Here is a 22442-nt window from a genome sequence, read left to right as displayed (position 1 = left end):
AACTAACCCCGCCAACCCAGAGGACTTTGGGGGAACATTACCAACAGGTAGCGTCACTTTTAACCCAGGAGACACATCTCGACTAATTACCGTTTACGTCACTGGTGACACTACTGTAGAGGCAGATGAAACCTTTACCGTTAAGCTATCCAACCCCACCAACAGCGCAATTATCACCACGACCACCGCTATAGGAACCATCCAAAATGATGATGCACACACCAGCGTTATTTTAGACATGAAAGGTGGTGTAGATGATTATTTCATTTCTTCCTAGGACCCTCAACAAGATTTGAATGGGCAATTCACCATTTCCGACGACCAAACTCAATTAAACCTACTGGGTAACACCTGGAAAAAACTAGACATAAACAATTACACCATTACCCAAAACACCATCCTAGAATTTGAATTCCAAAGCACTAGGGGTGGAGAAATTTATGCCATTGGCTTTGACACAGATAATGTAAATAGCCCACAAACAACATTCCAACTTAATGCTACCCAAAATTGGGGACTAGGAGACTTTAACAATTACACCATTGGTCAAGGTTGGAAGACTCACACAATTACGGTGGGAGATTACTCCAGGGGAGATTTTAACTATCTCACCTTTGCCAATGACCATGATGTACTAAATCCTAATGGTAACGGCTTTTTCCGCAATATCCAACTTTATGAAGCTAGTCTAACTCAATTAAATAACCTCCAATAGTTGAGTGCTTTGCCCTTTACACAGGGGATGAAACGGGAAACACCAGGCTAAACCCTTGTGTTTCCCTGACACCATTAATTAATGCGGCATTAGGTATAGATGGTATTGATGGAGGCGAAGGAGACGACTTACCCTTGCTTGGAGTGTTCAGGGTCTCTGACTCTACAATCTTTCCTGGTGTCTATGGCACGGTGGAACCACACTGATACCATCCCGAACTCAGAGGTGAAACGCCGGCGCGGCAACGATAGTTTAGGGGTCGCCCTCTGCAATAATAGCTGGATGCCAGGTCTATTTTTTCAACACTATAAGCAAAAGCCTCTTCAATACAAGAAGAGGCTTTTGCTTTTTTCTGGGCTTATTTCATAGGGTATTAATCGTGATCCCGTGATAGAATGTACCAGTCTCTGGATGCTAGAAGCCTCTGAAATCCTATAAACTGCACCTGTTGCAATCAAAAATATAGTTATTAGTGGGAGCTTCAAAAAATTAGCGTGTATCACCAAAAAATGGTGCGGTTAAAACTGTGGCAATGGGTAGTGTTAGCATTGCCAATTGCAATAATTACTACTTTTTTAATAGTATCCGCAGGGATGCAAATTCACAGATGGGGTATTAGTTGGATCTGGGGTATATTTACCTTGGTATTCGCGGGTTTGCGTTGGCTGGTGGTGAGATGGACTGAACCTGCGCTCAAACAGGTAGAAGCGGTGATGGCGGAACTCAAGGATGAACTACAATCAGCCACAGGTAAGACGGTAGAAATAGACACTACAAAGCAAGCAGAAATCCTACTGCACGAAATTCTAAAGGCTGCACAAAATGACCCCCCGATTTGGGAAGATTGGCAAACTTTTTGGACAAGATGCCAGGATTTAGTTACTGTGATCGCTCATGTCTATTATCCTGAAATTAAATATCCATTGTTGAATATTTATATACCTCAAGCATACGGGTTAATTCGGGGAACTGTAGATGATTTAGATCGGTGGATGCAAAAGCTATCGCCAGCTTTGAATCAGGTGACAGTTGGGCAAGCTTACCAAGCTTATGAAGTGTATCGCAAACTCGAGCCATCGGCTCGGAAAATTTGGCAAGCATGGAATTGGGCGCAATGGCTATTTAATCCTGTAGCAGCAATGGCTAAACAAGCCACTAAGGGTTATACTAACCGAGCAACTCAGCAGTTGTTAGTTAATTTAGCCCAACTACTGCGGGAAAATGCGCTGCGGAATTTATGCCGTCAGGCCATGGCGCTTTACAGTAGCAGCAAATTACCAGTTTCAGCAGTTACTATTTCTACAGCAAAACTACCCTCACCAAAGACTGAAAACCTGCGAGAAATTTTAGCCCAAGCAGAACCAGTTGAGGAAGTTGTACAAAAACCGATCAACATTTTAGTTGTAGGACGGACAGGTTCTGGAAAAAGCAGCTTGATTAACACTTTATTTCAGGCTGATATTGCAGAGGTGGATGTTTTACCCAGCACAGGTCAAATTCAAAATTATCATTGGCAAACTTCCACTGGGGAAACCTTAACGCTGTGGGATACCCCTGGTTATGAACAAGTAAACGGTGGCGATTTGGCAAATTTGGTGCTTGGCTATGCTAATAACGCTGATTTACTGCTGTTAGTTACCCCTGCCCTTGATCCATCTCTGCAAATGGATGTCTCTTTTATACAAGATATCCAGGGGCAAGTTGGAGAATTACCAACAATTGCGGTAGTTACCCAAGTAGATCTTCTGCGTCCTATGCGAGAGTGGCAACCCCCTTATGATTGGCAATGGGGTGATCGACCTAAGGAAATTGCTATTCGCAAGGCCACCCAATACCGCGCTGAACTTTTAGATCCGTTCTGTAAGAACATATTACCGATTGTTACAAGTGACATCAAAACAGGTCGAGACGTTTGGGGAATAGAAGCACTATCTTTACAACTAATAGAAGCGATTACTCCTGCTAAACAATTGAGGTTAGCCCGCTTTTTGCGTAACATAGAAGCCCGTACTGCCGCATCTGCCAAAATAATCGACCATTACACCTTCCAAATGGCGACCACTCAGGGAATAACTGCACTGCTGAAAAGTCCTGTGCTGCAATTTATTTCTACCCTATCAACTGGATCTCCAACTCTGGCGTATCTGCTAGCAGAGAAAATCCCAGTAGAACAATTGCCTATTGTGATTGGTAAGTTGCAAATGGCTTATGACTTGTTTTCTCTATTGGATACAGGTAATGTCAAGCAGCTTAACTTTGACCTACTATCTCTTTGGCCATTGCTACTGGAAAACTCCGCTACAGCTGACCGCAACGCTTGGGCATTTGGTAATGCAATTGTCGAGTACTGGACTCAGGGTTTGAGTGTGGAAAAATTACGGGAGCGCTTTAATTACTATTTGAAAGCAGTTTAAGAGGAATAAGAATCAAGTTTTGTTTGACTTTTTATACAAAAAATTAAAAACTGCTTTTGCTGGAAGTAGAGTTAAAAGCAGTTTTTATGCTTGATGACTCAACACAATTAAAAATGAAATTATCAGGATATAGATACCCAAATTATTGGATGAGTGGGGGATCTGCTTATTACCTGATTTGAAGTCGAGCTAGTTAACGCCTGAATTAAATATTTAGGCATCCTCCATTTCAAGTTGAGCTACAGTCACGGCGTTAAAAGCAAACGCAAAAACTAAGGGCATGGGACACTTAAATATAACTGTAGAAATGATAGCTAAGATTGTGCCAATTACCGCCGATGCTGACCAAACTCTTTCCTCAACCGTTAATCCTTTTTCGGCTTTAATCAATCGGAGGACGTGATTGGGAATTGGTTCAGGCATTACGCATCCAGGAGGAAAAGCCCAATAGTGGTTGCGCCGCTCGACAAACAATTCTGTCCAGCCATTTTCTCGACACCAGGCTTCAATCCAATCAACAGAGTAATGAGTCATAACAGTGTTGGTAATTAAGACTTGTGGAATTTGTGTAATTCGTGAATATAAGTTTGCGGGGGATTTATCAATAGTTAAGCAAAGATAATGAACTCATAGAATATTCTCTACTTGTAAAGCTGTATAAGCATTTAATACAGACCAGAATTACTTCACTACTCACATGATTCAAGATTAACAGTGGAAAGTAGATCTTGCACTCAAAATACAATAAACTTTACTTATAAATCAAATATCAAGAATTGTAAATCAATCTCTAAACATATCGCAGGAACAATATGCAGACTTTCCATAGAAACTCTCTAGAAAGGCTCACCAAAACGCATCATATTTGAATTCGGATGGTGTCTAATGAATTGATAAATCAATATTGGCGCGATCGCTTGCTAAGTAATCAAACTATATCCTAAAATTCTATTGATAAAGTCAAGAATTGTAAATAATTAACTGAATAATTACTTGATTGTAATATTTTAATATATAAGTTATCAAAAACAATACTTTATTGAGGCACCCGTTTATAGGTCAAGTAAAACGCAGCGAAAGCGAACATTGTACTAACTCGCAGTCACTTAAGCCAATTTACGGAATTATGTCTGGTGATTTTATAGTGTTGACGCACAACTTTAACTTAAAAGTGATAAATGGGTAGTTATTGGCTTTATTGTGCCAAATGTATCAATGTTCGGGCAAGTTATTTTCCTGAACCAGAAAATCGCACAATTACACCTAGGAGTATTTGTTGTATCACTACCCAGTTTAATGTCAAAACTCTTACTTTTGTCACAATTCGCCCTCCAATGATGTAACGTCCATATCTAAATGCGGTAAGCTGAAGGAAAGATTAGATACCAAATGAACTAAGTGATTATGTTTTGGAAGCAAGGATTAGCATTTATGTTGGGGATTACTGTATGGTTCCTAGCTTCTCCAGTTTGGGCAGATTGGACTCATCCACTATCCTTTAGCAATGCAGAACTAGCTCGACATGATTTTTCTGGACAAAGTTTACAAGCAGCTGAATTTTCTAACGCCAATATGGAATTAGCTAACTTTGAAGATGCTGATTTACGGGGAGCCGTTATGAGTGCTTCGGTAATGACTCAGGCAAATCTCCACGGAGCGGATTTAACTAATGCTATGGTGGATCAGGTAAAGTTCACAGGGGCAGATTTAAGTGATGCCATTTTCAAAGAAGCTCTTTTGCTGCGCTCTATTTTTACTGATGTGAATATAGACAGTGCAGATTTTACAGATGCAATTTTAGATAAAGCGCAAATTAAAGAATTGTGTAAGCAAGCCAGTGGTGTTAACTCAAAAACTGGCGTAGAAACTCTTTATTCTCTGGGATGTCGATGAAGCGTGTTGGTGTAATTGGTGGTGGACAACTGGCTTGGATGATGGGGAGTGCGGCCAAAAAATTAGGAGTAGAATTGGTGGTGCAAACTCCTAGTCCTCATGATCCTGGTGTTTCCATCGCCCAAGATACTGTTTTGGGTGCAGTTGATGATGCTATGTCCACAGAGACTTTAGCAAAGAAGACTGATGTCATTACCTTTGAAAATGAATTTGTTAATTTAGATTCTTTATCTGTTGTAGAAAACCAGGGTGTTTGCTTTCGACCCAGGTTAGCAGCTTTAACTCCTCTATTAGATAAATATCAACAGCGTCGCTATTTACAACATTTGGGATTACCTGTTCCCCGATTTTTTGCCGTTGAAGAGCAAGAAAGTCTTACATCTCAAATAGTAGACCTGGGTTTCCCTCTTGTTCTAAAATCAAGGCGGCATGGTTATGATGGTCAGGGCACTTTCATTATTAATGATTTAGCGTCTTTGCAGCAACAGCTAAATTCACACACCACAACTCAAGGTTTAAATAAATCTCTATATTTATTAGAAGAATTTGTACCCTTTGAACGAGAATTAGCAGTAATCGCAGCTCGTTCTGTAGAAGGTGAGGTTATGACTTACCCAGTGGTGGAAACTCAGCAAGAACAACAGGTATGTCGGCGAGTAATTGCACCGGCTGACATTACACGCAATCAACTAGTAGAAATACAAGGGATGGCGCATACTTTATTAAATAGTCTGGAAGTAGTGGGAGTGTTTGGTATAGAACTATTTCTCACTGCCACAGGTAAAGTTTTGGTCAATGAAATTGCCCCTCGTACCCATAATTCCGGGCATTTCTCTTTAGATGCTTGTGAAACCTCTCAATTTGAACAGCACTTGAGAGCCGTTTGCGGTTTACCTTTGGGAAATCCCACTTTACGTTGTGCTAGTGCTGTCATGGTCAACCTGCTGGGGTATGAAATTTCCCGAAGCGACTACCGAAGCCAGCGCCAAAAGCTAGCGGAAATTCCCCAGGCTTTTGTTTACTGGTATGGGAAGAGGGAATCACGTCCTGGGCGAAAACTGGGACACGTGACTGTATTACTGGATGAGCAAAAGCGAAATGTTATCAGTAGCATGGTTCATACCATCGAATCTATCTGGTATCCCAGTTAAATTGAGTAGGAAATTTCCATACCTAACACACAACTGATTTTGGGAAGCTATAATGGGTTAGTTGCACTACGACGTTGGTGACTGCCATCAAGTTTTTTGATCTATGTCTTTAAAGAAAAGGGAAGCTAACAAGTCTCGTGGCAGTAAACCGGGCATGTACCCGGAAACTTCAAACGAAGAACGTCGGCACCCACCTGGTTAAACCAGGTCATAAACTTAGGTAAAACGGCGTCGCGGTGAACTTAAAATTTTGGCTCCCAAAGTTAGCAAGCACTTGGGAGCTTTAATTATTTCTTTCCTTGTACTCTTTGTGGTTCGCTCCTCAAATAGTTCAACTGGTTCGGTGCATCTATGGCTAGGGGACGCCAAGTATCATACAGAATTATTTCACCAAAGGAAATCTGTATACATTGATTCTAATTTAGAGATCGTTCAGAGTTAAAATAACAAAAATCGTCTTAAATTGTGGTTAAAGCTACAAAAAATTGTCACAACAACAACTAAACCATACCGTGTTTCCAGCTTCGGTTCTCTCACTAGATAATGGTCTAACACTTATCCATCAAGAAATTGCCACTACCCCCGTAGTTGTGGCTGATGTTTGGGTGCGAGCCGGAGCAAGCCTAGAGCCAAAACCGTGGTTCGGCATGGCTCATTTTTTAGAACACATGATTTTTAAAGGAACGCCGAGGCTAGCTCCTGGAATGTTTGATTACAACATTGAAACCAGGGGGGGGGTGAGTAATGCAGCTACGAGCTATGATTATGCTCATTACACTCTGACTACAGCCGCCTCTTATCTAGGAGATACTCTGCCCCACTTGGCAGAACTGCTGATTAATGCTGCAATTCCAGACGATGAATTTATCCGCGAACGGGATGTGGTTCTGGAAGAAATTCGCTCCTGCAATGATGATCCTGATTGGATAGGATTTCAAGCCCTCAATCAAAGTGTCTACAAAAACCATCCTTATGGACGTTCAGTGCTAGGTACTGAATTAGAACTAATGCAACACTCACCAGAGGCCATGCGTTGTTTTCATCGCGCGCACTACCAACCAGAAAACATGACGGTAGTAGTAGTGGGGGGAATTCCTAAAGAGGCTGCATGGGAACTTGTAAATAAATCATTTGCTGATTTTGCTTTGCCAGTAGAATGTCCACAGTGTGAAAAAATATTAGAGCCAGTAATTACGGGAATTAATCGCCAAGAAATTGGTTTCCCACGCCTACAACAAGCACGCTTAATGATGGCGTGGGTCGTACCTGGGGTTAACCAACTCCACACCGCCTATGGTTTAGATTTGTTAGCAGTGTTACTGTCACAAGGACGAACTTCCCGACTAGTGCGCCATCTGCGGGAAGAATTGCAATTAGTACAGGAAATCTGCTGTAACTTTTCCCTGCAGAAAGAATCGAGTTTATTTACAATCAGTGCTTGGTTGGAGCCAGAAAACCTAGAGCGAGTCGAAAATTTGATTCTTAATCATTTAAATGATTTACAGACCACAGGAATTAGTGAGCAGGAAGTCGCGCGGACATGTAGACTGGTTTGTAATGAATATGCTTTTTCTACTGAAACACCACATCAGTTAACAGGGCTTTATGGATATTACAACACGATTGCTGAACCGGAATTAGCTTTAGCATATCCTCAGCAGATTAGATCGTTCGATCCGCAAGACCTCCAACAATTAGCTAAACAGTTTCTTTCACCGCAAAATTATGCGGTTACTATACTTAAATCCTGTTAATGTCAGTGGTTGGTTGTTGAGAGTAACTGTTAACAACTAACCACCCATAATAACTAGTAATTGATTACTGATAACTGTGAAACCTTCCCAATCTTCTTCTCCTATTCATCGCACTGTATTAAAGAATGGTATTGTAGTGCTGGTGGCAGAAAATCCCACTGCGGATATTGTGGCGGCGCGGATGTTTGTCCGTGCTGGTAGTTGTTACGAAAAGCGGGAGCAAGCGGGGTTAGCCCATTTGCTCTCAGCAGTGATGACTAAGGGATGCGACGGACTTTCGAGCTGGGAAGTTGCTGAACAAGTAGAATCTGTGGGAGCAAGTTTAAGTGCGGATGCTACCACTGATTATTTTTTGTTGTCTTTAAAGACGGTAACATCAGACTTCTCGGAAATTTTAACATTGGCAGGACGGATGTTGCGATGGCCTACATTTCCAGATGCTGAAGTGGAACTAGAAAAGCGTTTAGCAATACAAAATATTCGCTCTCAAAAAGAACAGCCCTTTACCATTGCCTTTAGCCAAATGCGGGAGGTAATGTATCAAAATCATCCTTATGCCATGTCAGTGCTAGGAGATGAAACTACTATGAGCGGCTTATGGCGTGCTGACTTAGTGCAGTATCACCAAACTTATTTTCGTCCAGATAATTTAGTGATTAGTATTGCCGGGGGAGTCACTTTACAAGATGCGCTAGCACTGGTGGAACGAGTATTTGGTGATTGGCAAGTTCCGGTGCAAGCTTTACCATTAGTTCATTTACCAGAAGTTCAGGTAGAACCCCAGCATCGACTACAGCCTGTGCTAACACAGCAATCGATTGTAATGTTGGGTTATTTGGGAGCATCTGTCAGTTGTGTAGACTATGCCCCATTAAAATTGCTGTCTACCTATTTGGGTAACGGGCTTTCTAGCCGCTTGTTTGTGGAATTAAGGGAAAAGCGGGGTTTAGCTTACGAGGTATCGGCATTCTATCCCACCAAAATGTATCCGGGATCATTTGTCGTGTATATGGGTACAGCCCCAGAAAATACCAGTATTGCTCTGCAAGGACTACGTGCAGAAGTGAATTTACTCTGTACCAGAGAAGTATCAGAAACTGCCTTGCAAGCGGCTAAAAACAAAATTTTGGGGCAGTACGCTTTGGGTAAACAAACTAACGGACAAATTGCTCAAATATACGGTTGGTATGAGACTTTGGGTTTAGGACTTGATTTTGATCAGCATTTTCAGAAACTGATCGCATCTGTGACTGTTAAAGATGCCATAACTGCGGCTTGTAAGTATTTACAGAAACCTTATCTGTCTTTGGTTGGTCAAGAAACAGCAATTAATAGTGCGTTTTACAGTGCTGCTTAGATGGGGATTCGTTGCCTTTGTGCAAGTAAGTGGTATGATGGCCATGGCATTAGCTGTTTTCTGAACTTAAGAGGTTGTAATATTAGCATCAGAAAATTCGGGGAATAAAATCCATGCAAGTTAGCCTGATAACAAGTACTGTGAACTACTTTGAGTCACCAAAAGCATTTCGTTGCTGGAAGACAACTAAGTTTTATTGGTTACTTTTGTTTTCATGTACCTCGTTACTAATTACTTCTGATGCAGTAGTAGCAATTGCAACGCCCCAACTAGTTGCTCAAGCAACACCAAAGGGTGGTATCAGCCGTCCTACCCTGAAAGTTGGGAGTCAAGGAGAATGGGTATCGGAACTTCAGGCGGCTTTAAAACTCTTGGGCTTTTACTCAGGTGCAGTAGATGGTGTATACAGAGAGGAAACAGCCAAAGCTGTTTCTCGGTTCAAGGGAGCAGTTGATTTGAGTCCAGATGGTATTGTTGATGCCATCACTTGGCAACGACTATTTCCGAGAGAGCCAACAGTAACACCAACGATTTCTTCTGATAACTCAGCATCTAATTTGACCACAAATTTTCCTGTTCCCACTCAGACCAGCACAAATACAAGGCTTGTCAGTCCTCGACCTCAGCCAAGCCCTGCATTACCGCCTTCTACACCATCTATTAGATCCCCTGGACAAATCCCTGGTGTTCAATATACCGCGCAAGGGTTGCCGATTTTACGTTTAGGAATGCGTAATTTGGAAGTGAGGAAACTGCAACAACGACTAAAAAAGCTTGGTTTTTTGACGGGAGATGTAGATGGAGATTTTGGTGTGATGACTGAAGCAGCAGTAAAAGCTGCACAACAGCGCTATGGTTTGGAGGCTGACGGTGTGGTTGGTGGTGCTACTTGGGAAGCGCTATTGCGAAGATAGGTAATTTCTCAAACAAACAGATGAAACACTTTTTGCTAACTTGGCTAGGTACTGCGGTAGCTTTACTTATTACTGCTAATTTTGTCCCTGGGTTCTTTGTCAAGAATTTTGTAACTGCTTTAGTGGCTGTAGCAATTATTGGTTTAGTAAATGCTTTTATTAGACCAATTTTAGGTATTTTGGCGTTTCCAATTACCTTGATTACTTTTGGTTTATTTACATTTGTGATCAACGCTTTAAGCCTTTGGATAGCGAGCAACTTCACCCCTGGTTACGGTTTTGAAATTCAAGGTTTCTGGTCTGCTTTACTGGGTTCAATTGTTCTTACCATGGTTTCTAGTCTGATTAACTATTTTCTCAGAGTGGTTTTGTAGGAGAAACAATTCTTTAGCAGCAACAGCTACTGTCACTGTTCCTGGCTCGCCCTGTAAGCGAAAAATACGTTTAGGGATCAATAACCTGACCTTTGACTCTTGGTTTGTAGTTAAAGGTAGGGTAATTTCCGATGCGGCAAGAATAGCAGATGCTTCGGCTACGCTGGGAGTTCCCACTGTTGTTGCAGCGATTTTGCCAGGGCTGGGGACGGTAATAGTAGATAAAATCCTAGCAGAAAAGATTTTTAAAGGAAAACTTCGTAAACGACAAAGTTCTATTAGGCCAACTTCTGAAGCTTTAGTTTCTATAGTAGCAAGGCCTGCGATGGCATTTTCCTTGAGTTGATTTTCTTGAAATACCTTCTCTATTGCGGTTGCTATCAATTTCTGAGAAGTACCTTTTTGACAACCAATTCCTACCCATAAATTTTGCTTTTCTGAAGTATTTATTTTTATTATCATTGCCAATTGCAAGTCTTGATTACACTGACAAAACCATCAATTTTTTGCATTTTGGTACAGGTAGATTTAGTTTATATAGTTTAGTAATGAATTATTTTTGTGTAAAACTTTTAAAATATTTTATTAAGTTCCTATGTACTCTTAAATTACTTAAATTTTTAATAACGAATTACAAAGGCGCAGAGAGGTGAATGCGTTGGGCTGGTTTCCCAACTGGTTAGGGAAGCTACTCTAAAAGAGGCGGCAATTGGCGCAACACAGAAAAAAAACATAATTAGTTTTTTCAGGGGAAGAAACTCACTGAAAGTTAACCTGCGATCCCCACTAAGTTAAGCATTTTTGCTGGGGTGTTACTATGATACCTTTAAACTGCTCCTTATAATACTGTTACCGGAAATTAAACCTTATATATTTAGCTTATCTAGCACAGTAAAAAAACCCTAAGGGAAAAACATTTTGCCTGTTATACCTTAGTGTTTGAATTTCTTCTTGCTCCGACGCAGCTAGGTCTCTACAGTTGCGCCGGAGTTTTGTTTTTTTGAGTTTTTTATACTTTATTGATATTTAGTTTATGACTGCAATTATTCTGAGTGCCATTGAGATAGAACTTCCTAGTAAAATAGTAGAGTCATATCAAATCCGAAAAAAGCACCAAGCAAAAATGCTTGAGTTATTGGGTAAACTCTTGTGTGAAATTTATGGAAATATGGCTATTCCTGTGCGCCAGCTTTTTTCAGAATCTGGGCTATGTTTTTATCCCCATTAAATTCCGCAATCATCAAAGCAGTATAACCCCCCCGATTTTTGACATTTACATCTGCCCCAGCTTGAAGCAATATCTGTACTGCTTGATCATCACCCCCAGAGACTGCCCACATCAATGCTGTTGCCCCTGCTAGGTCTTGAAAATTCACGTTTGCACCCTTAGATAGCAACAACTCAATTATCCCTATGTAATTGTATTCTGCTGCCTTAATTAAAGCTGTTTTGCTATCATTCCCTAATGTATTGGGATCAGCACCGTAGTCTAGTAACAGTTTTACTGTGTCTATGTATCCCTGGGATATTGCTAGTATCAGGGGTATACCCAGGGTTGTGGCATTGATTTTGCCACCATAACGCAGCAACAATTCCACAATTTGGCTATATCCCTGTAATGCTGCTACAAACAATGGTGTATCTCCCAAGTGATTTGTAGTTTGGGGATCTGCACCTCGGTTGAGTAACAGTTGCACGACATCAATGTAGCCTTCTACAACGGCTAAATGTAGGGCAGTTTCACCATCTTTGTCTTGAAAATTAATCTCGGCACCTTGATCTAGTAAAACAGATGCGATGCCAGTATGTCCGGCTGCTGCCGCTGCTAATAGGGCGGTAATACCATCCTCGTTTTTGAGGTTAACATCAGCCCCAGATGCCAGTAACGTTTGTACAACTTCCAAAAGTCCCAAGTCGGCTGCGATCATTAAAAGTGTCTCACCTTCTTGATCTTGGATATTGACATCTGCTCCATTTTGTGAAAGTTTTTTTAACACTGCTTTGTGACCGTGTTTTACAGCGAGTTTCAAAGCTGTATCATCATCTTTATCTGTAATATTCACTTCAGCGCCAGCAGCCAGTAAGACTTGCACTACATCTACGTAACCCTTCAGTGCGGCTGCCATCAAAGCTGTGCTGCCATCTTCATTAATCGCATTCACATTAGCACCTCTCAATATCAAAAGATGCACAATGTCGAGTTGATTAGCGCTAGCCGCCAACATCAAAGCTGTCAAACCATAGCGTTTTCTGGGTAAATTAATATTTGCCCCGGCGTCCAATAGCGATCGTACAATTTCCCTGTAACCTAAATTGGCAGCAAACATTAACGCTGTAGTTCCATCGCCGTCGGTAACGTCCACCTTAGCACCAGCAGCCAATAGTTGACACAGCCCTTTAATGTCACCACTTTTAGCTGACTTCAGCAGCAAGACATCGTTGTTTTCCATGATGAATATTTCCTGCACATGCAGGTTTTGTTATTCTAGTCCCAAAATTTAGTCTGAAATTGTTTAACCACTTTGGCAAGAGGGGTAATTCCTAGTTCGTAACTTGTAATTCGTAATTAGGAAGAAACAAAAAATTAGAGTTTGATTTCCTGGTTTTCTTCTTTCCCCTGATTTTCCGACATCTTTCACCCTTGGTAAGCCCAAGGAGGGAAATTAGAGTTATGCTAATTTTTATGAAGATTTAAGGATTAAGGGAGAACACTATGAGTCTGGAACTGTCACCTGAAGTTAAATATTGGCTAAACTTTTTTCACCCACTCACCATGTGGGGACTATTAGCAGTTTCACTTTATGCTGCCTACCTGGGGCTACAAGTACAGCGTACCAGAGGCGCTCAAGGGGATGAAAAGAAGGAACTGATTAAAGGTAGATACAATATTAAACACTACCAAGTTGGTTCTGTACTGTTGGCTTTGATGGTGACAGGTGCAATTGGTGGTATGGCTGTTACCTACATTAATAACGGTAAGTTATTTGTAGGCCCGCATTTACTAGCCGGACTGGGAATGACCGGTCTAATCGCATTTTCAGCTTCTTTATCTCCTTTCATGCAAAAAGGAGCAAATTGGGCGCGTGTAACTCATATTGCTCTAAATTTCATACTTTTAGGTCTGTTTACTTGGCAGGCTATTACTGGTGTACAAATTGTCCAAAGAATTCTTACTAATGCTTAATTATTAGTTCTTGGTCAACAGTCAATAGTCAATAGTCAATGACTATTGACTGTTGACTTATCGCTTTTTATGCGAATTCACCGGAAAAGGTATTCTTAGAGAGTGATGAAAGTCTTCTTGAACTTTACGAGTTAAGCGGCGGGATACTTGACGGACGATTTGGTTAAGTAAGCTATCCCCTGTAGATTTAACTAAAGACTTGGGTAATCGTTGAATAAATTGGGGAAAGTGCAGATTAACCATTAAATCCAATTCCCATTCGACTTGTGTAATCACATTAAAATTAATATTCTTGTCGTTGACCTGATGTTCTACCAACTGTAGCGATGCCTGATAGTCTACATCATAGCCAGGTGGATGGTAGTCAGGAACAGGGATTGTGCGAATACGGTATATTCCTTGGTCTGGGGGTAAAAGTTCTAAACCAATTTTTGGCTCTACCTCATAACCAAAAGAGCCAAAGCAGCCGATAATCACAGCATAACCATGTTCTCCCAATGGTTGTACCTTCATCGGTTCAGCACAACGGGAAAACCAGGAAGCGTGGGTTTCAAGATACTCAGCAACTTGATTTGCTGGGCTATACATGGGCATTGAGTCGCTATAATGACCGTAAAACTTGGTGGTTAACCCAACAGTTGCTTCTGTAACTGTGTTTTCGGATTCTTTTAAGCTTGACGCTACCGGTACAATTGTTTCTTTTATGTCCCAAGATTGATATTCGCCGTTTGTCGAAAGCATCAATTCGTTCCCCTATAAAATAGCCTGTTTCTATGAATTAAGAATTACCAAGTTGCCAGTGTCTTTTAGCAGTGGACTTACATTTTGCCTGAAACCTCAATAATCTGTCACAAACTTCATGAAATCACTAAAATTAGAGAAATAAACAATCAGATATTAGTTTCTTAGGATTGTATTTGTGTGAAAATCGTAGACTTAATTGCTTGGTTTGAAGAATGGGCAAATCCGGCTTGGTGTGAAAGCTGGGATAATTGCGGTTGGCAAATTGAACCAGGTGTGCTAGAGAAAAAGGCACGGGTATTGGTGTGTTTGACACCTACTTTGGCTGTTATGCAAGAGGCGATGGCCCTCAATGCTAATCTAATTTTTGCTCATCATCCGTTAATTTTTAGTCCTCCCAAATCTTTGCGTAGTGGTGAGGCCATTGCAGAAATGGCTAGATTAGCTTTTATCCATAATATTGGGATTTACAGCGCTCATACAAATTTTGATCAAGTACAGGATGGTACAGCTGATGTTTTGGCTCAAATTTTAGATTTGAAGGAAGCGGCTCCTATAGTAGCGACACAAGCAGGATTAGGCTACGGGCGCGTTGGTTTACTAGAACCACCTCTGAGTTTACAGGAGTTACTCAGTAAAATTCAAGCCAAACTCGCTCCTCCTCGTCTAATTTTTTCACCCACTGCTGATTTAGAGCAGACAATTTCGCGGGTGGCTGTGTTGGGTGGTTCGGGAGCTAGTTTTATTTCGGCGGCAGCTAAAACGAGTGCTCAAGTTTATTTAACTGCTGATTGTAAGTTCCATCAGTTTCAGGAAGGCCGGGATCATGGTTTAGTTTTAATTGATGCGGGACATTATGCCACTGAACGTCCTGCTTGCCATGGCTTAGTGCAAAGATTTATGTCTTTAAATTTAGACTGGGTGAAATTGAGTGACGAAGACGAGGATTTCCGTTATTTTTGGGCTTAATTTTACATAAATGTCCTTTTTGATTGATTTTAACTTTAGGATTATTGCACAATTAGCATGATTCAAATTACTTAGTTGGTTAATGGGAATCACTTCGATTTATGGTTTTATGTCAATAAATAACAAGAAAAGACGTTCCACAATGAAACTCAGAACATTCTCGCCGTACCCTATTCAAGATGATTCCTACAATTGTTGAATCTGCTTTCCAAACTGGATATCTTAGTCTTGAATCTAAGGGTTTACTCAATCAAGTGCTGGCGACTAAGTGCTGTGGTTCAGAAGATTTACTAATCCTTTCAGCTTTATGTGCTGCAGTCAGCACAGGTCCAATCAAAATGAAAGCATCCTTGCAACTGCCAATAGAACTTGCCCGCCAATGTAAAATTCGGTAATTCTGCCACTGTATTGTAGTGGAAAATTCCTTATACTACGCACATCTACTTTTTAGTTTCCAGTGCGTCAACTTAAAACTCTTTGGCGATTGTTGCTCAAAAGCATTAAGGTCGGCAAGAGAATGAGTTAAGATCAAGTACATGGGGATAAAAATAAAGCAAAGTTCCCGGACTTGCAAGCAATGCTAATGACTACAAGTAAGCAAATCAAACAACCGTGCTCAATGCTTAATTTGGGGTACTTTTTCTTACACAACTCTGGAAAGATTTACCAGCAAATATCAGTCTGGTCAGGACAATTCCCGAACTGTGTGACTTCATAAAGGTAGACATTCGCTGAACAACCTGAAGGAGATTTCGTTCAACAGGTACAGTAGCTGTGAGTCTGTGAATTCAAATTTCTCTAGATTGTGGCAAACACAAGTAACTCTATTGGTAGAATCGTCAGATACAGTGCTCCTGAATCTGGAAACTAATTTCTAGAAGGTGTATCTAAATGGGGTAAAACCCAAATTTCACAGGTTTAACTACGTTGTTTAAAAAGGTAGAAGCAGTACATGCTACACCGCAAGATTTATCAACTGTGTTGCGATGGGCGCGAGGTATGTGTATTCTTGCGGGACCAGCAACGCTGGATTGAACGCGCCCGCATCCTCGATATAGAGGGGGATTTAGTGACTCTACGCTATGAGACAGACGAGGAAGACGAAGTTTGTGCTTGGGAGGAGATGGTTCGCTTGGAAAGCATTGGCTCCGTAACCCAAAAGTTAGCCTCAGTACCACGCGGTAATATAGATTTTCTGATGACGGAAGATTGTCCAGAATCAGAGCGTATCCGTAACCATTATCCTGACTCAAATCCCGAGTAAAGACCCAATTAGTTGAGTCTTGAGGGAAAAGTAATGAGTCCTCGGTTTCACTGTCTGCTGGGGACTCATCATTTAAGTTTGGCTATGAGAGTTGTATAAGCGCTCAAAAACAGGGCAGTATCCCTCCAGGGTTACTTTGAAGTTGTGTAACGGAGAAGCGGGATTCCAACACCGTTGTCCTCTTTGATATCGACAAGTACCACAACAATTTATATCAGACCAAGTATAGCGATCGCTACTTTGGTGCAACAGTTCTCGTGGAGACAATCCCCGCAACACGAGTTCTTCTCCTTGCCAGCGAGCTTCTACTAAACCGGTATCGGCAAACTGTCGCCAACGTGGGTCATCTGTAATCGCATCCGGTAAGGTAACTGTGATGACTGTTCCTAACTCTGTGAGTTCGCCTTCATAACTAGTTTCTGGAGGTGCTGGTTGTAAAAATGTCTCGCCAATTGGCAGTTCTACTAAAGTCCCAGCAGGTGGAGAATGTACGTGATAACGGTTTTGTAGTTCTTCTAAGCTAGTTAAATCTGCTAAGTATGCAGGGGAGCCGTGGACAAAAACAACGTGCTGGGGACGCAAATTATGAATTAACTGAGTATTTCCAGGCCCATCGCTATGCTGGGCGAGGAGATAACTTTCGTCGGTACTGTTTGATGAGTATTCTTTATTAAGTTTTATATCAATTTTTTCTGGTAACAGGATCAACCAAGGGCCAGTTTCTGTTTGGCAGTATTGGTGCAAATTAGCTGTGGAGTCCGTCAGCACAATACAGGGAGATTTGCCCACAGTAGCACGATGTTCTGGCTGCAAACGACGGACTCGTGGACGCACTCGCTCATCCCAAAACAAGGGTTGATGACGGGCGAAGTTCTGCACTGATGGGGGTAGATGGGGCAGTAGTTCCAAATAAGCATCACAACCTGCGGCGACAGCACCATCAACCCAAATGTCTAAATCCCTGCCGGTGAAGTGGTGATGAGAACGTAACAACATCAACAATTCTTGACCTAATCCTAAAGCGGGTGTGGGCAGCAGTACAGAACAATGATCGCTGATGGCTCGATTAATCCGTTCCGCTAATTGATTTTCTTGGTGCCGGCGGTGGGGATGACGAGATGTGCCATAAGTGCCTTCAAGAATCAGTACGTTTAGCTCTGATCCCCGCAATTCTTCTAAACGCAAGCCTTCTACCAGACGGGAGTTGGACAAGAAAAAATCTCCTGTGTACAGTAGCCTGTAAGAACGGGCTGCGGTGGTGTAGGTCAGTAAAATTACTACTGCTCCTGGTAAGTGTCCCGCGGGAAATAATTCCACGACCAAACCTGCTTGGATTTCCACAGGTGATCGCAATGGCAAAGCATGACAAAGCTGAGGAATTTTCCGGGGATCTTGATCCAGCCAATTAAGCGGTAGTAACTTGCTAGTCACCTCGCTGGCATAAATAGGTAACAGAGGAAAAGTTTTATGTAGGTCTAGTAGTCCTCTGGCGTGATCAGGGTGGGCGTGACTGACCAAAACTAAGTCCGCTGGCATTGGGGAACTACTTCGAGGTGCTGACTTAGGGAAGGAGGTGAGCAATGATGAACTATCACCTAATCCACAATCTAGTAAAATACGGTGTGGCCCCATCCGCACTAATAAACACACACCCTCGTCATTGTGCTGGACACTATAGGGCAAACAGTTTAATTCACTGGTTGCCTCGTCACCATTAACGCGAGAGGATGCCGACGGATTATCCCTCATGCTATCCTCCCCTCTAACCTCATCAATATCGACATAAATCAAAAGCCAAGAAGAATAGTCCTAAATCTTGGTTTTATGACTTAGGGGCAGATTTTACTACGCGCCCCTACACCCTGAGATTTAAAACTTTTGATTGGGGAGGACGCTGGTCCTGAACTTAAGGCTGTTCAGAAAATTTATTTAACAAGAAACACTCTTATTTGGAATTAAATACAGTTTGCCTCTTGCCAATTTCGCCTGTTGACGTTTTCAAGGTAAGATTCCTACTATTGAGGTCATTTCAATGTGCAGAGCCATTACCATGATAGTTTTCTGAGTCATAAAATCCATTTTTAGTGCCGAAGAACAAACACAAAGCAGTGAATACAATTGTTAATCCCACTAAAATGAGCTTTACATCCATTTGTTTGTTTTTCCTTTCTCAAGACTTTCCTATGGTAATAGAATGCTTGCTAAATCCGGCTGAATCACCAGAAAATCTTTACTATGGTTGTGCTGATTGAGCAATAGGTAAATTTACCCCAGCCAGTCGAATTGTATAACTTTTTCGCTAACCTGTCTATACACAACATCACCTCGGCATCAAAGCGAAATAAATCTTAAGAAAGGAAAAAATTGACTTGAATTGCCTAGTGTGTTTTGTGAATAAAATTGATCTAAAAATTTACTAAACTGTAATTATTAGTACTTCAAATAGTGTAAATACTGAAATGGCTCATCATATTTTAAAAGCCACTAGAGATACTGTACATCTTGGAGGTTTCTCTAATCTACTCAAACCAGTACTCACGATTAACTCTGGTGATACCATAGATGTAGAAACTTACACTGGTTATTATGTTTACGACCAAGCACCACCGGAGTTTCTCACACCAGAATTTGTGGATATTTGCCAAAATCTAGCTTCAGAACGTAAAGTTGCCCCAGGACCGCACTTGCTAACGGGGCCTATTTATGTGCGGGGGGCTGAACCAGGTGATGTTTTGGAGATAGAATTACAAGCGATCGCACCTAGTTTACCAGTTGGTTTTAATGCAATTCGTGCAGGTTGGGGCGCTTTATCACAACAGTTTACTCAACCCGCGCTGAGATTTATTCCCCTGGATTTAGGAAATAATGTCGCTGAGTTTCCGGTTCATAGTGGTATCAAAATTCCCCTCAAACCTTTTTTTGGTATCCTTGGTGTTGCCACCCCAGAAAATGCCCGCATTTCAATTCCACCTGGTAGTTATGGTGGTAACATTGACAATCGTGAAATCCAAGCAGGTTCGCGGCTGTTTCTACCTGTTTTTGTTCCAGGTGGATTATTTTCTATTGGTGATGGACATGCAGCCCAGGGAGATGGGGAAGTTAATGTCACAGCTATTGAAACTTCTATGAATGGCAGAATCAAGCTGACCCTACGGAAGGATTTGCAACTGACAACACCTATAGCTGAAACGCCAACTGATATGATCACAATGGGTTTTGCTTCAAGTTTAGATACAGCCTTAGAATTAGCTGTTAAAAACATGATTGATCTTATGGAACATTTCATAAATTTGTCGGCAGAAGATGCTTATGTCTTGTGTAGTTTAGCTGTAAATTTTCGCATTACTCAAGTTGTCAATAGTCCCCAAAAAGGTGTTCATGGGATGTTACCCAAATCCATACTCTCAGGGCAAATAAATTTATAAATATTTCTAAATATTAATAAATATGTCTAATTTAGTTATTCAAATGTTCAGTATTGGCTTACTTGCTGGCTTGACTGGTGGTATGTTTGGTATTGGGGGTGGTGCGATTATGGTACCAGCAATGGTGTTGTTAGTGGGTCTAGATCAGAAGTATGCCACTGGCACTTCTATTGCTGCTCAAATTTTGCCCATTGGGATTTTAGGTGCAATAGTGTATTATCGTCATGGCAACATGAATATTAAATATGCAGGAATTATCGCTGCTGGTTTAATACTTGGTAACTTGTTTGGAGCTTTATTTGCTAATCAGCCATTTATTACTAGTGAAATTATCAAGAAGTTGTATGGCATTTTTTTGTTACTTCTTGGTCTACGGTATTTGCTGGGAGTTTAGGAAATTAGCAATGAAGAGTGAAGAGTAAAGAGTGGAGATCGAAAATAATTCTTTACTCAGCACTCATGTAAAAGGCCCTCAGTCAATTATTGTATTTTTTCAGTAGGTAAAGCACCAGTTCGCACAGCTAAGTTAATATTTTGCCCGTTGCGTCGCAATCCTAAGCGCAAATTTCCCCCGACTTGAGCATTTTCTACTGCTTTTTGGATACTACTAGCATCTGTGACTGATTGACCGTTAAGCTGTTGGATGACATCCCCAGCACGTAAACCGGCTTTAGCTGCGGGTGAATTGGGCATCACGCGCACAATTAAAACACCTTTATCTTCATTGACCATGACACCGCTATTGGGGTCTGAGTTCAGACGTTGCTTAACTTGAGGATTTAACTCTACCATCTGAATTCCCAGATAGGAATGTTGCGCTTTACCTGTAGCAATTAATTGCTGGGAAATTCGTTTAGCTGTATTGATGGGAATGGCAAAACCAAGTCCTTGTGCTCTTTGGATGATAGCTGTATTCATCCCAATTACCTGACCACGAGCATTTAACAAAGGACCACCGGAGTTACCAGGGTTAATGGCTGCATCGGTTTGAATAAATTCAACTCGTTTATCAGGTGCGCCAATTTGATTACTACTACGACCAGTGGCACTAATGATTCCTGTAGTTACTGTATTGTCCAATCCTAAAGGATTACCAATGGCGATCGCCCATTCTCCTGCTTGCAGTTCGTTTGAGTTCCCCAATTCTACGGCGGGTAGATTCTTTGCATTAATTTTGACCACAGCGACATCTGTTAATTCGTCGCTCCCCATGACTTTACCTTCAAAAATACGCCCGTCTTTAAGTATGACTTTTACGGTATCCGCATCTGATACTACATGGGCATTAGTGAGAATGCTACCATCTTCACTGATGATAAAACCCGAACCAGTGCCTCTTTGTACTCGGCTTTGTTGTTCTGGCAGCCGAAACCCAAAAAATTGGCGGAAAAATGGATCGTTAAATTCAGCAGGAAACCGATTGCTGAGAGTTCGGGAAGCTTCAATCCGCACCACAGATGGACCCACCTTCTGCACCACTTGGGTAACGAAGTTAGAACCTGTAGCACCTGGCAAGGGAGGAGCAGCATTGACTCGGCTTACTCCTAGGTTTGATGTTCTCTCGGATATGTGCTGATGGTTTTCAGCTACATAACCAGCTGCTAATGTCATACCTGATCCCAGCAACACCAGTGATAAAGAGGCTGCTGCTTTTCTCCAAGGCACGTGATTTTGATACTTGGCATTAGCTTGATCAAGTGTGGAATCTCGGTCATTTACTTGCTTGTTCATTGCTGTGTATCAGAACATTTAGATGTATTACTGATTAATGTAGATATTATTTTTGATGTTTTTGTTGCAAAGGTGTTGCCTAGTTTGGGAATACTTGTCATTTTAACCGATTTCAGCTTGTTCGGTATGTGAGAGCTACAGTATACCTTTGAGACTCCCCGCTACACTGCTTTGCAGTGTAGCGGAGGAGTCTTGCTTCTTAGGAACACGCTTTTTGGTACTTGTACCAGCTGGTCTTACCGTTTCTCTACAAGCTTCAAATGCTGTGTGTCCCACAGTATTTGTTGACGCCATTCTCACCTCTATCATAAGTTCTTTGGCAACTTGGACAAATCCACTTACGGACACTTACCCCTTTTTTGTCATTTTCCGACAATAAAGAATATAATATTTAAAGGGAAAAACCCTGACAGTTCAGAAATGTTGAATGTCGTTACAAAACTTTACATAGTTAGATATAGTAGTCCTATCAAAGGTGAAAATGTCAACATCTCATAATATCTTCCATCCAATGAACATAACTGATTTGTTGACACATACAAGCTTGAAGGTAGCG

At 41.4% G+C, this 22442-nt stretch carries 21 protein-coding genes, 1 rRNA gene and 1 other RNA gene; 16 read left to right on the top strand and 7 right to left on the bottom strand.

The annotated features are described in order from the left end of the window. From NWP25_RS08205 to NWP25_RS08190, 4 genes are all read left to right on the top strand, one after another. Positions 1-277: Calx-beta domain-containing protein (locus tag NWP25_RS08205; RefSeq protein ID WP_280699180.1), on the top strand; the 277-nt coding region annotated here is incomplete at its 5' end. A gap of 15 nt (positions 278-292) precedes the next feature. Next, a complete protein-coding gene (locus NWP25_RS08200; RefSeq protein ID WP_280699178.1) occupies positions 293-715 on the top strand; it encodes a hypothetical protein in 423 nt (140 codons plus the stop codon). Positions 716-888: 173 nt separating this feature from the next. Beyond that, a 5S ribosomal RNA gene (gene rrf / locus NWP25_RS08195) occupies positions 889-1006 on the top strand. Between the two features lie 218 nt (positions 1007-1224). Beyond that, complete coding sequence (locus NWP25_RS08190; protein ID WP_280652178.1) at positions 1225-3129, top strand: GTPase family protein; 1905 nt, start codon at positions 1225-1227, stop codon at positions 3127-3129. Between the two features lie 213 nt (positions 3130-3342). Here NWP25_RS08190 and NWP25_RS08185 read toward each other — a convergent pair whose 3' ends face one another. Further along, on the bottom strand, positions 3343-3663 hold the full coding sequence (locus NWP25_RS08185; RefSeq protein ID WP_280652175.1) for a slr1957 family protein: 321 nt from the start codon (positions 3661-3663) through the stop codon (positions 3343-3345). An 870-nt stretch (positions 3664-4533) separates the two neighbouring features. Between NWP25_RS08185 and NWP25_RS08180 the strand changes: the two genes are divergently transcribed. The 7 genes from NWP25_RS08180 (at position 4534) to NWP25_RS08150 (ending at position 10572) form a co-directional block, all read left to right on the top strand. Next, positions 4534-5022, top strand: coding sequence for a pentapeptide repeat-containing protein (locus tag NWP25_RS08180; RefSeq protein WP_280652174.1), 489 nt, complete (start codon positions 4534-4536; stop codon positions 5020-5022). Then, positions 5019-6173, top strand: a complete 1155-nt coding sequence (locus tag NWP25_RS08175; RefSeq protein WP_280652177.1) for a 5-(carboxyamino)imidazole ribonucleotide synthase — start codon at positions 5019-5021, stop codon at positions 6171-6173. Before NWP25_RS08180 ends, NWP25_RS08175 begins: the two co-directional genes overlap by 4 nt. Before the next feature lie 60 nt (positions 6174-6233). Beyond that, a non-coding RNA gene (ssrS, locus tag NWP25_RS08170) (6S RNA) lies at positions 6234-6417 on the top strand. Between the two features lie 268 nt (positions 6418-6685). Continuing rightward, positions 6686-7927 (top strand): M16 family metallopeptidase, encoded by a 1242-nt coding sequence (locus NWP25_RS08165; RefSeq protein WP_280652173.1) that lies wholly within the window; start codon positions 6686-6688, stop codon positions 7925-7927. A 76-nt stretch (positions 7928-8003) separates the two neighbouring features. Then, positions 8004-9284, top strand: a complete 1281-nt coding sequence (locus NWP25_RS08160) for a M16 family metallopeptidase (RefSeq protein ID WP_280652172.1) — start codon at positions 8004-8006, stop codon at positions 9282-9284. 113 nt (positions 9285-9397) lie between these two features. Further along, the gene (locus NWP25_RS08155) at positions 9398-10198 is read left to right on the top strand and encodes a peptidoglycan-binding domain-containing protein (protein ID WP_280652171.1); all 801 of its coding nucleotides are present in this window, start codon (positions 9398-9400) and stop codon (positions 10196-10198) included. A 20-nt stretch (positions 10199-10218) separates the two neighbouring features. After that, on the top strand, positions 10219-10572 hold the full coding sequence (locus NWP25_RS08150) for a phage holin family protein (protein ID WP_280652170.1): 354 nt from the start codon (positions 10219-10221) through the stop codon (positions 10570-10572). Here the strand turns inward: NWP25_RS08150 and NWP25_RS08145 are convergent. Both NWP25_RS08145 and NWP25_RS08140 read right to left on the bottom strand, forming a co-directional pair. Further along, on the bottom strand, positions 10513-11034 hold the full coding sequence (locus NWP25_RS08145; RefSeq protein WP_280652169.1) for a cobalamin biosynthesis protein: 522 nt from the start codon (positions 11032-11034) through the stop codon (positions 10513-10515). The genes NWP25_RS08150 and NWP25_RS08145 overlap by 60 nt on opposite strands. 710 nt (positions 11035-11744) lie before the next feature. Further along, positions 11745-13022, bottom strand: coding sequence for an ankyrin repeat domain-containing protein (locus NWP25_RS08140; protein WP_280652168.1), 1278 nt, complete (start codon positions 13020-13022; stop codon positions 11745-11747). 263 nt (positions 13023-13285) lie between these two features. Between NWP25_RS08140 and NWP25_RS08135 the strand changes: the two genes are divergently transcribed. After that, positions 13286-13756, top strand: a complete 471-nt coding sequence (locus tag NWP25_RS08135; protein WP_280652167.1) for a DUF4079 domain-containing protein — start codon at positions 13286-13288, stop codon at positions 13754-13756. 57 nt (positions 13757-13813) lie between these two features. Here NWP25_RS08135 and NWP25_RS08130 read toward each other — a convergent pair whose 3' ends face one another. Then, positions 13814-14497 (bottom strand): DUF1997 domain-containing protein, encoded by a 684-nt coding sequence (locus NWP25_RS08130; protein ID WP_280652166.1) that lies wholly within the window; start codon positions 14495-14497, stop codon positions 13814-13816. 180 nt (positions 14498-14677) lie between these two features. On the opposite strand from NWP25_RS08130, the gene NWP25_RS08125 reads away from it, so the two are divergent. Both NWP25_RS08125 and NWP25_RS08115 read left to right on the top strand, forming a co-directional pair. After that, entirely contained in the window at positions 14678-15466 is a 789-nt protein-coding gene (locus NWP25_RS08125; RefSeq protein WP_280652165.1) for a Nif3-like dinuclear metal center hexameric protein, read from the top strand. Positions 15467-16418: 952 nt separating this feature from the next. After that, positions 16419-16730: a DUF6679 family protein gene (locus NWP25_RS08115; RefSeq protein ID WP_280652163.1), complete on the top strand. Its 312-nt coding sequence runs from the start codon at positions 16419-16421 to the stop codon at positions 16728-16730. Between the two features lie 72 nt (positions 16731-16802). Here NWP25_RS08115 and NWP25_RS08110 read toward each other — a convergent pair whose 3' ends face one another. Continuing rightward, positions 16803-18479 carry an MBL fold metallo-hydrolase gene (locus NWP25_RS08110; protein ID WP_280699175.1) on the bottom strand — a complete coding sequence of 559 codons (1677 nt, stop codon included), beginning with the start codon at positions 18477-18479 and terminating at the stop codon, positions 16803-16805. A 710-nt stretch (positions 18480-19189) separates the two neighbouring features. Between NWP25_RS08110 and NWP25_RS08105 the strand changes: the two genes are divergently transcribed. Together NWP25_RS08105 and NWP25_RS08100 are read left to right on the top strand one after the other, a co-directional pair. After that, positions 19190-20155, top strand: a complete 966-nt coding sequence (locus NWP25_RS08105) for an acetamidase/formamidase family protein (RefSeq protein WP_280657534.1) — start codon at positions 19190-19192, stop codon at positions 20153-20155. Positions 20156-20177: 22 nt separating this feature from the next. Continuing rightward, the gene (locus NWP25_RS08100) at positions 20178-20549 is read left to right on the top strand and encodes a TSUP family transporter (protein ID WP_280652160.1); all 372 of its coding nucleotides are present in this window, start codon (positions 20178-20180) and stop codon (positions 20547-20549) included. A gap of 86 nt (positions 20550-20635) precedes the next feature. Here the strand turns inward: NWP25_RS08100 and NWP25_RS08095 are convergent, their stop codons facing one another. Beyond that, entirely contained in the window at positions 20636-21886 is a 1251-nt protein-coding gene (locus tag NWP25_RS08095; RefSeq protein WP_280699173.1) for an HhoA/HhoB/HtrA family serine endopeptidase, read from the bottom strand. 135 nt (positions 21887-22021) lie between these two features. Continuing rightward, positions 22022-22180 carry a hypothetical protein gene (locus tag NWP25_RS08090; protein ID WP_280699171.1) on the bottom strand — a complete coding sequence of 53 codons (159 nt, stop codon included), beginning with the start codon at positions 22178-22180 and terminating at the stop codon, positions 22022-22024. Between the last annotated feature and the right edge of the window lie 262 nt (positions 22181-22442).

This window comes from Umezakia ovalisporum Ak1311, from assembly GCF_029891685.1.
Lineage (GTDB): Bacteria > Cyanobacteriota > Cyanobacteriia > Cyanobacteriales > Nostocaceae > Umezakia > Umezakia ovalisporum.
This window is presented reverse-complemented; position numbering and strand designations above follow the sequence as displayed.

Excerpts from the sequence above, each read along its gene's own strand:
- NWP25_RS08190 (WP_280652178.1), top strand. The coding sequence starts at position 1,225 with ATGGTGCGGTTAAAACTGTGGCAATGGGTAGTGTTAGCATTGCCAATT.
- NWP25_RS08185 (WP_280652175.1), bottom strand. The coding sequence starts at position 3,663 with ATGACTCATTACTCTGTTGATTGGATTGAAGCCTGGTGTCGAGAAAAT.
- NWP25_RS08180 (WP_280652174.1), top strand. The coding sequence starts at position 4,534 with ATGTTTTGGAAGCAAGGATTAGCATTTATGTTGGGGATTACTGTATGG.
- NWP25_RS08175 (WP_280652177.1), top strand. The coding sequence starts at position 5,019 with ATGAAGCGTGTTGGTGTAATTGGTGGTGGACAACTGGCTTGGATGATG.
- NWP25_RS08155 (WP_280652171.1), top strand. The coding sequence starts at position 9,398 with ATGCAAGTTAGCCTGATAACAAGTACTGTGAACTACTTTGAGTCACCA.
- NWP25_RS08150 (WP_280652170.1), top strand. The coding sequence starts at position 10,219 with ATGAAACACTTTTTGCTAACTTGGCTAGGTACTGCGGTAGCTTTACTT.
- NWP25_RS08145 (WP_280652169.1), bottom strand. The coding sequence starts at position 11,034 with ATGATAATAAAAATAAATACTTCAGAAAAGCAAAATTTATGGGTAGGA.
- NWP25_RS08140 (WP_280652168.1), bottom strand. The coding sequence starts at position 13,022 with ATGGAAAACAACGATGTCTTGCTGCTGAAGTCAGCTAAAAGTGGTGAC.
- NWP25_RS08135 (WP_280652167.1), top strand. The coding sequence starts at position 13,286 with ATGAGTCTGGAACTGTCACCTGAAGTTAAATATTGGCTAAACTTTTTT.
- NWP25_RS08130 (WP_280652166.1), bottom strand. The coding sequence starts at position 14,497 with ATGCTTTCGACAAACGGCGAATATCAATCTTGGGACATAAAAGAAACA.
- NWP25_RS08115 (WP_280652163.1), top strand. The coding sequence starts at position 16,419 with ATGCTACACCGCAAGATTTATCAACTGTGTTGCGATGGGCGCGAGGTA.
- NWP25_RS08110 (WP_280699175.1), bottom strand. The coding sequence starts at position 18,479 with ATGAGGGATAATCCGTCGGCATCCTCTCGCGTTAATGGTGACGAGGCA.
- NWP25_RS08105 (WP_280657534.1), top strand. The coding sequence starts at position 19,190 with ATGGCTCATCATATTTTAAAAGCCACTAGAGATACTGTACATCTTGGA.
- NWP25_RS08100 (WP_280652160.1), top strand. The coding sequence starts at position 20,178 with ATGTCTAATTTAGTTATTCAAATGTTCAGTATTGGCTTACTTGCTGGC.
- NWP25_RS08095 (WP_280699173.1), bottom strand. The coding sequence starts at position 21,886 with ATGAACAAGCAAGTAAATGACCGAGATTCCACACTTGATCAAGCTAAT.
- NWP25_RS08090 (WP_280699171.1), bottom strand. The coding sequence starts at position 22,180 with ATGGCGTCAACAAATACTGTGGGACACACAGCATTTGAAGCTTGTAGA.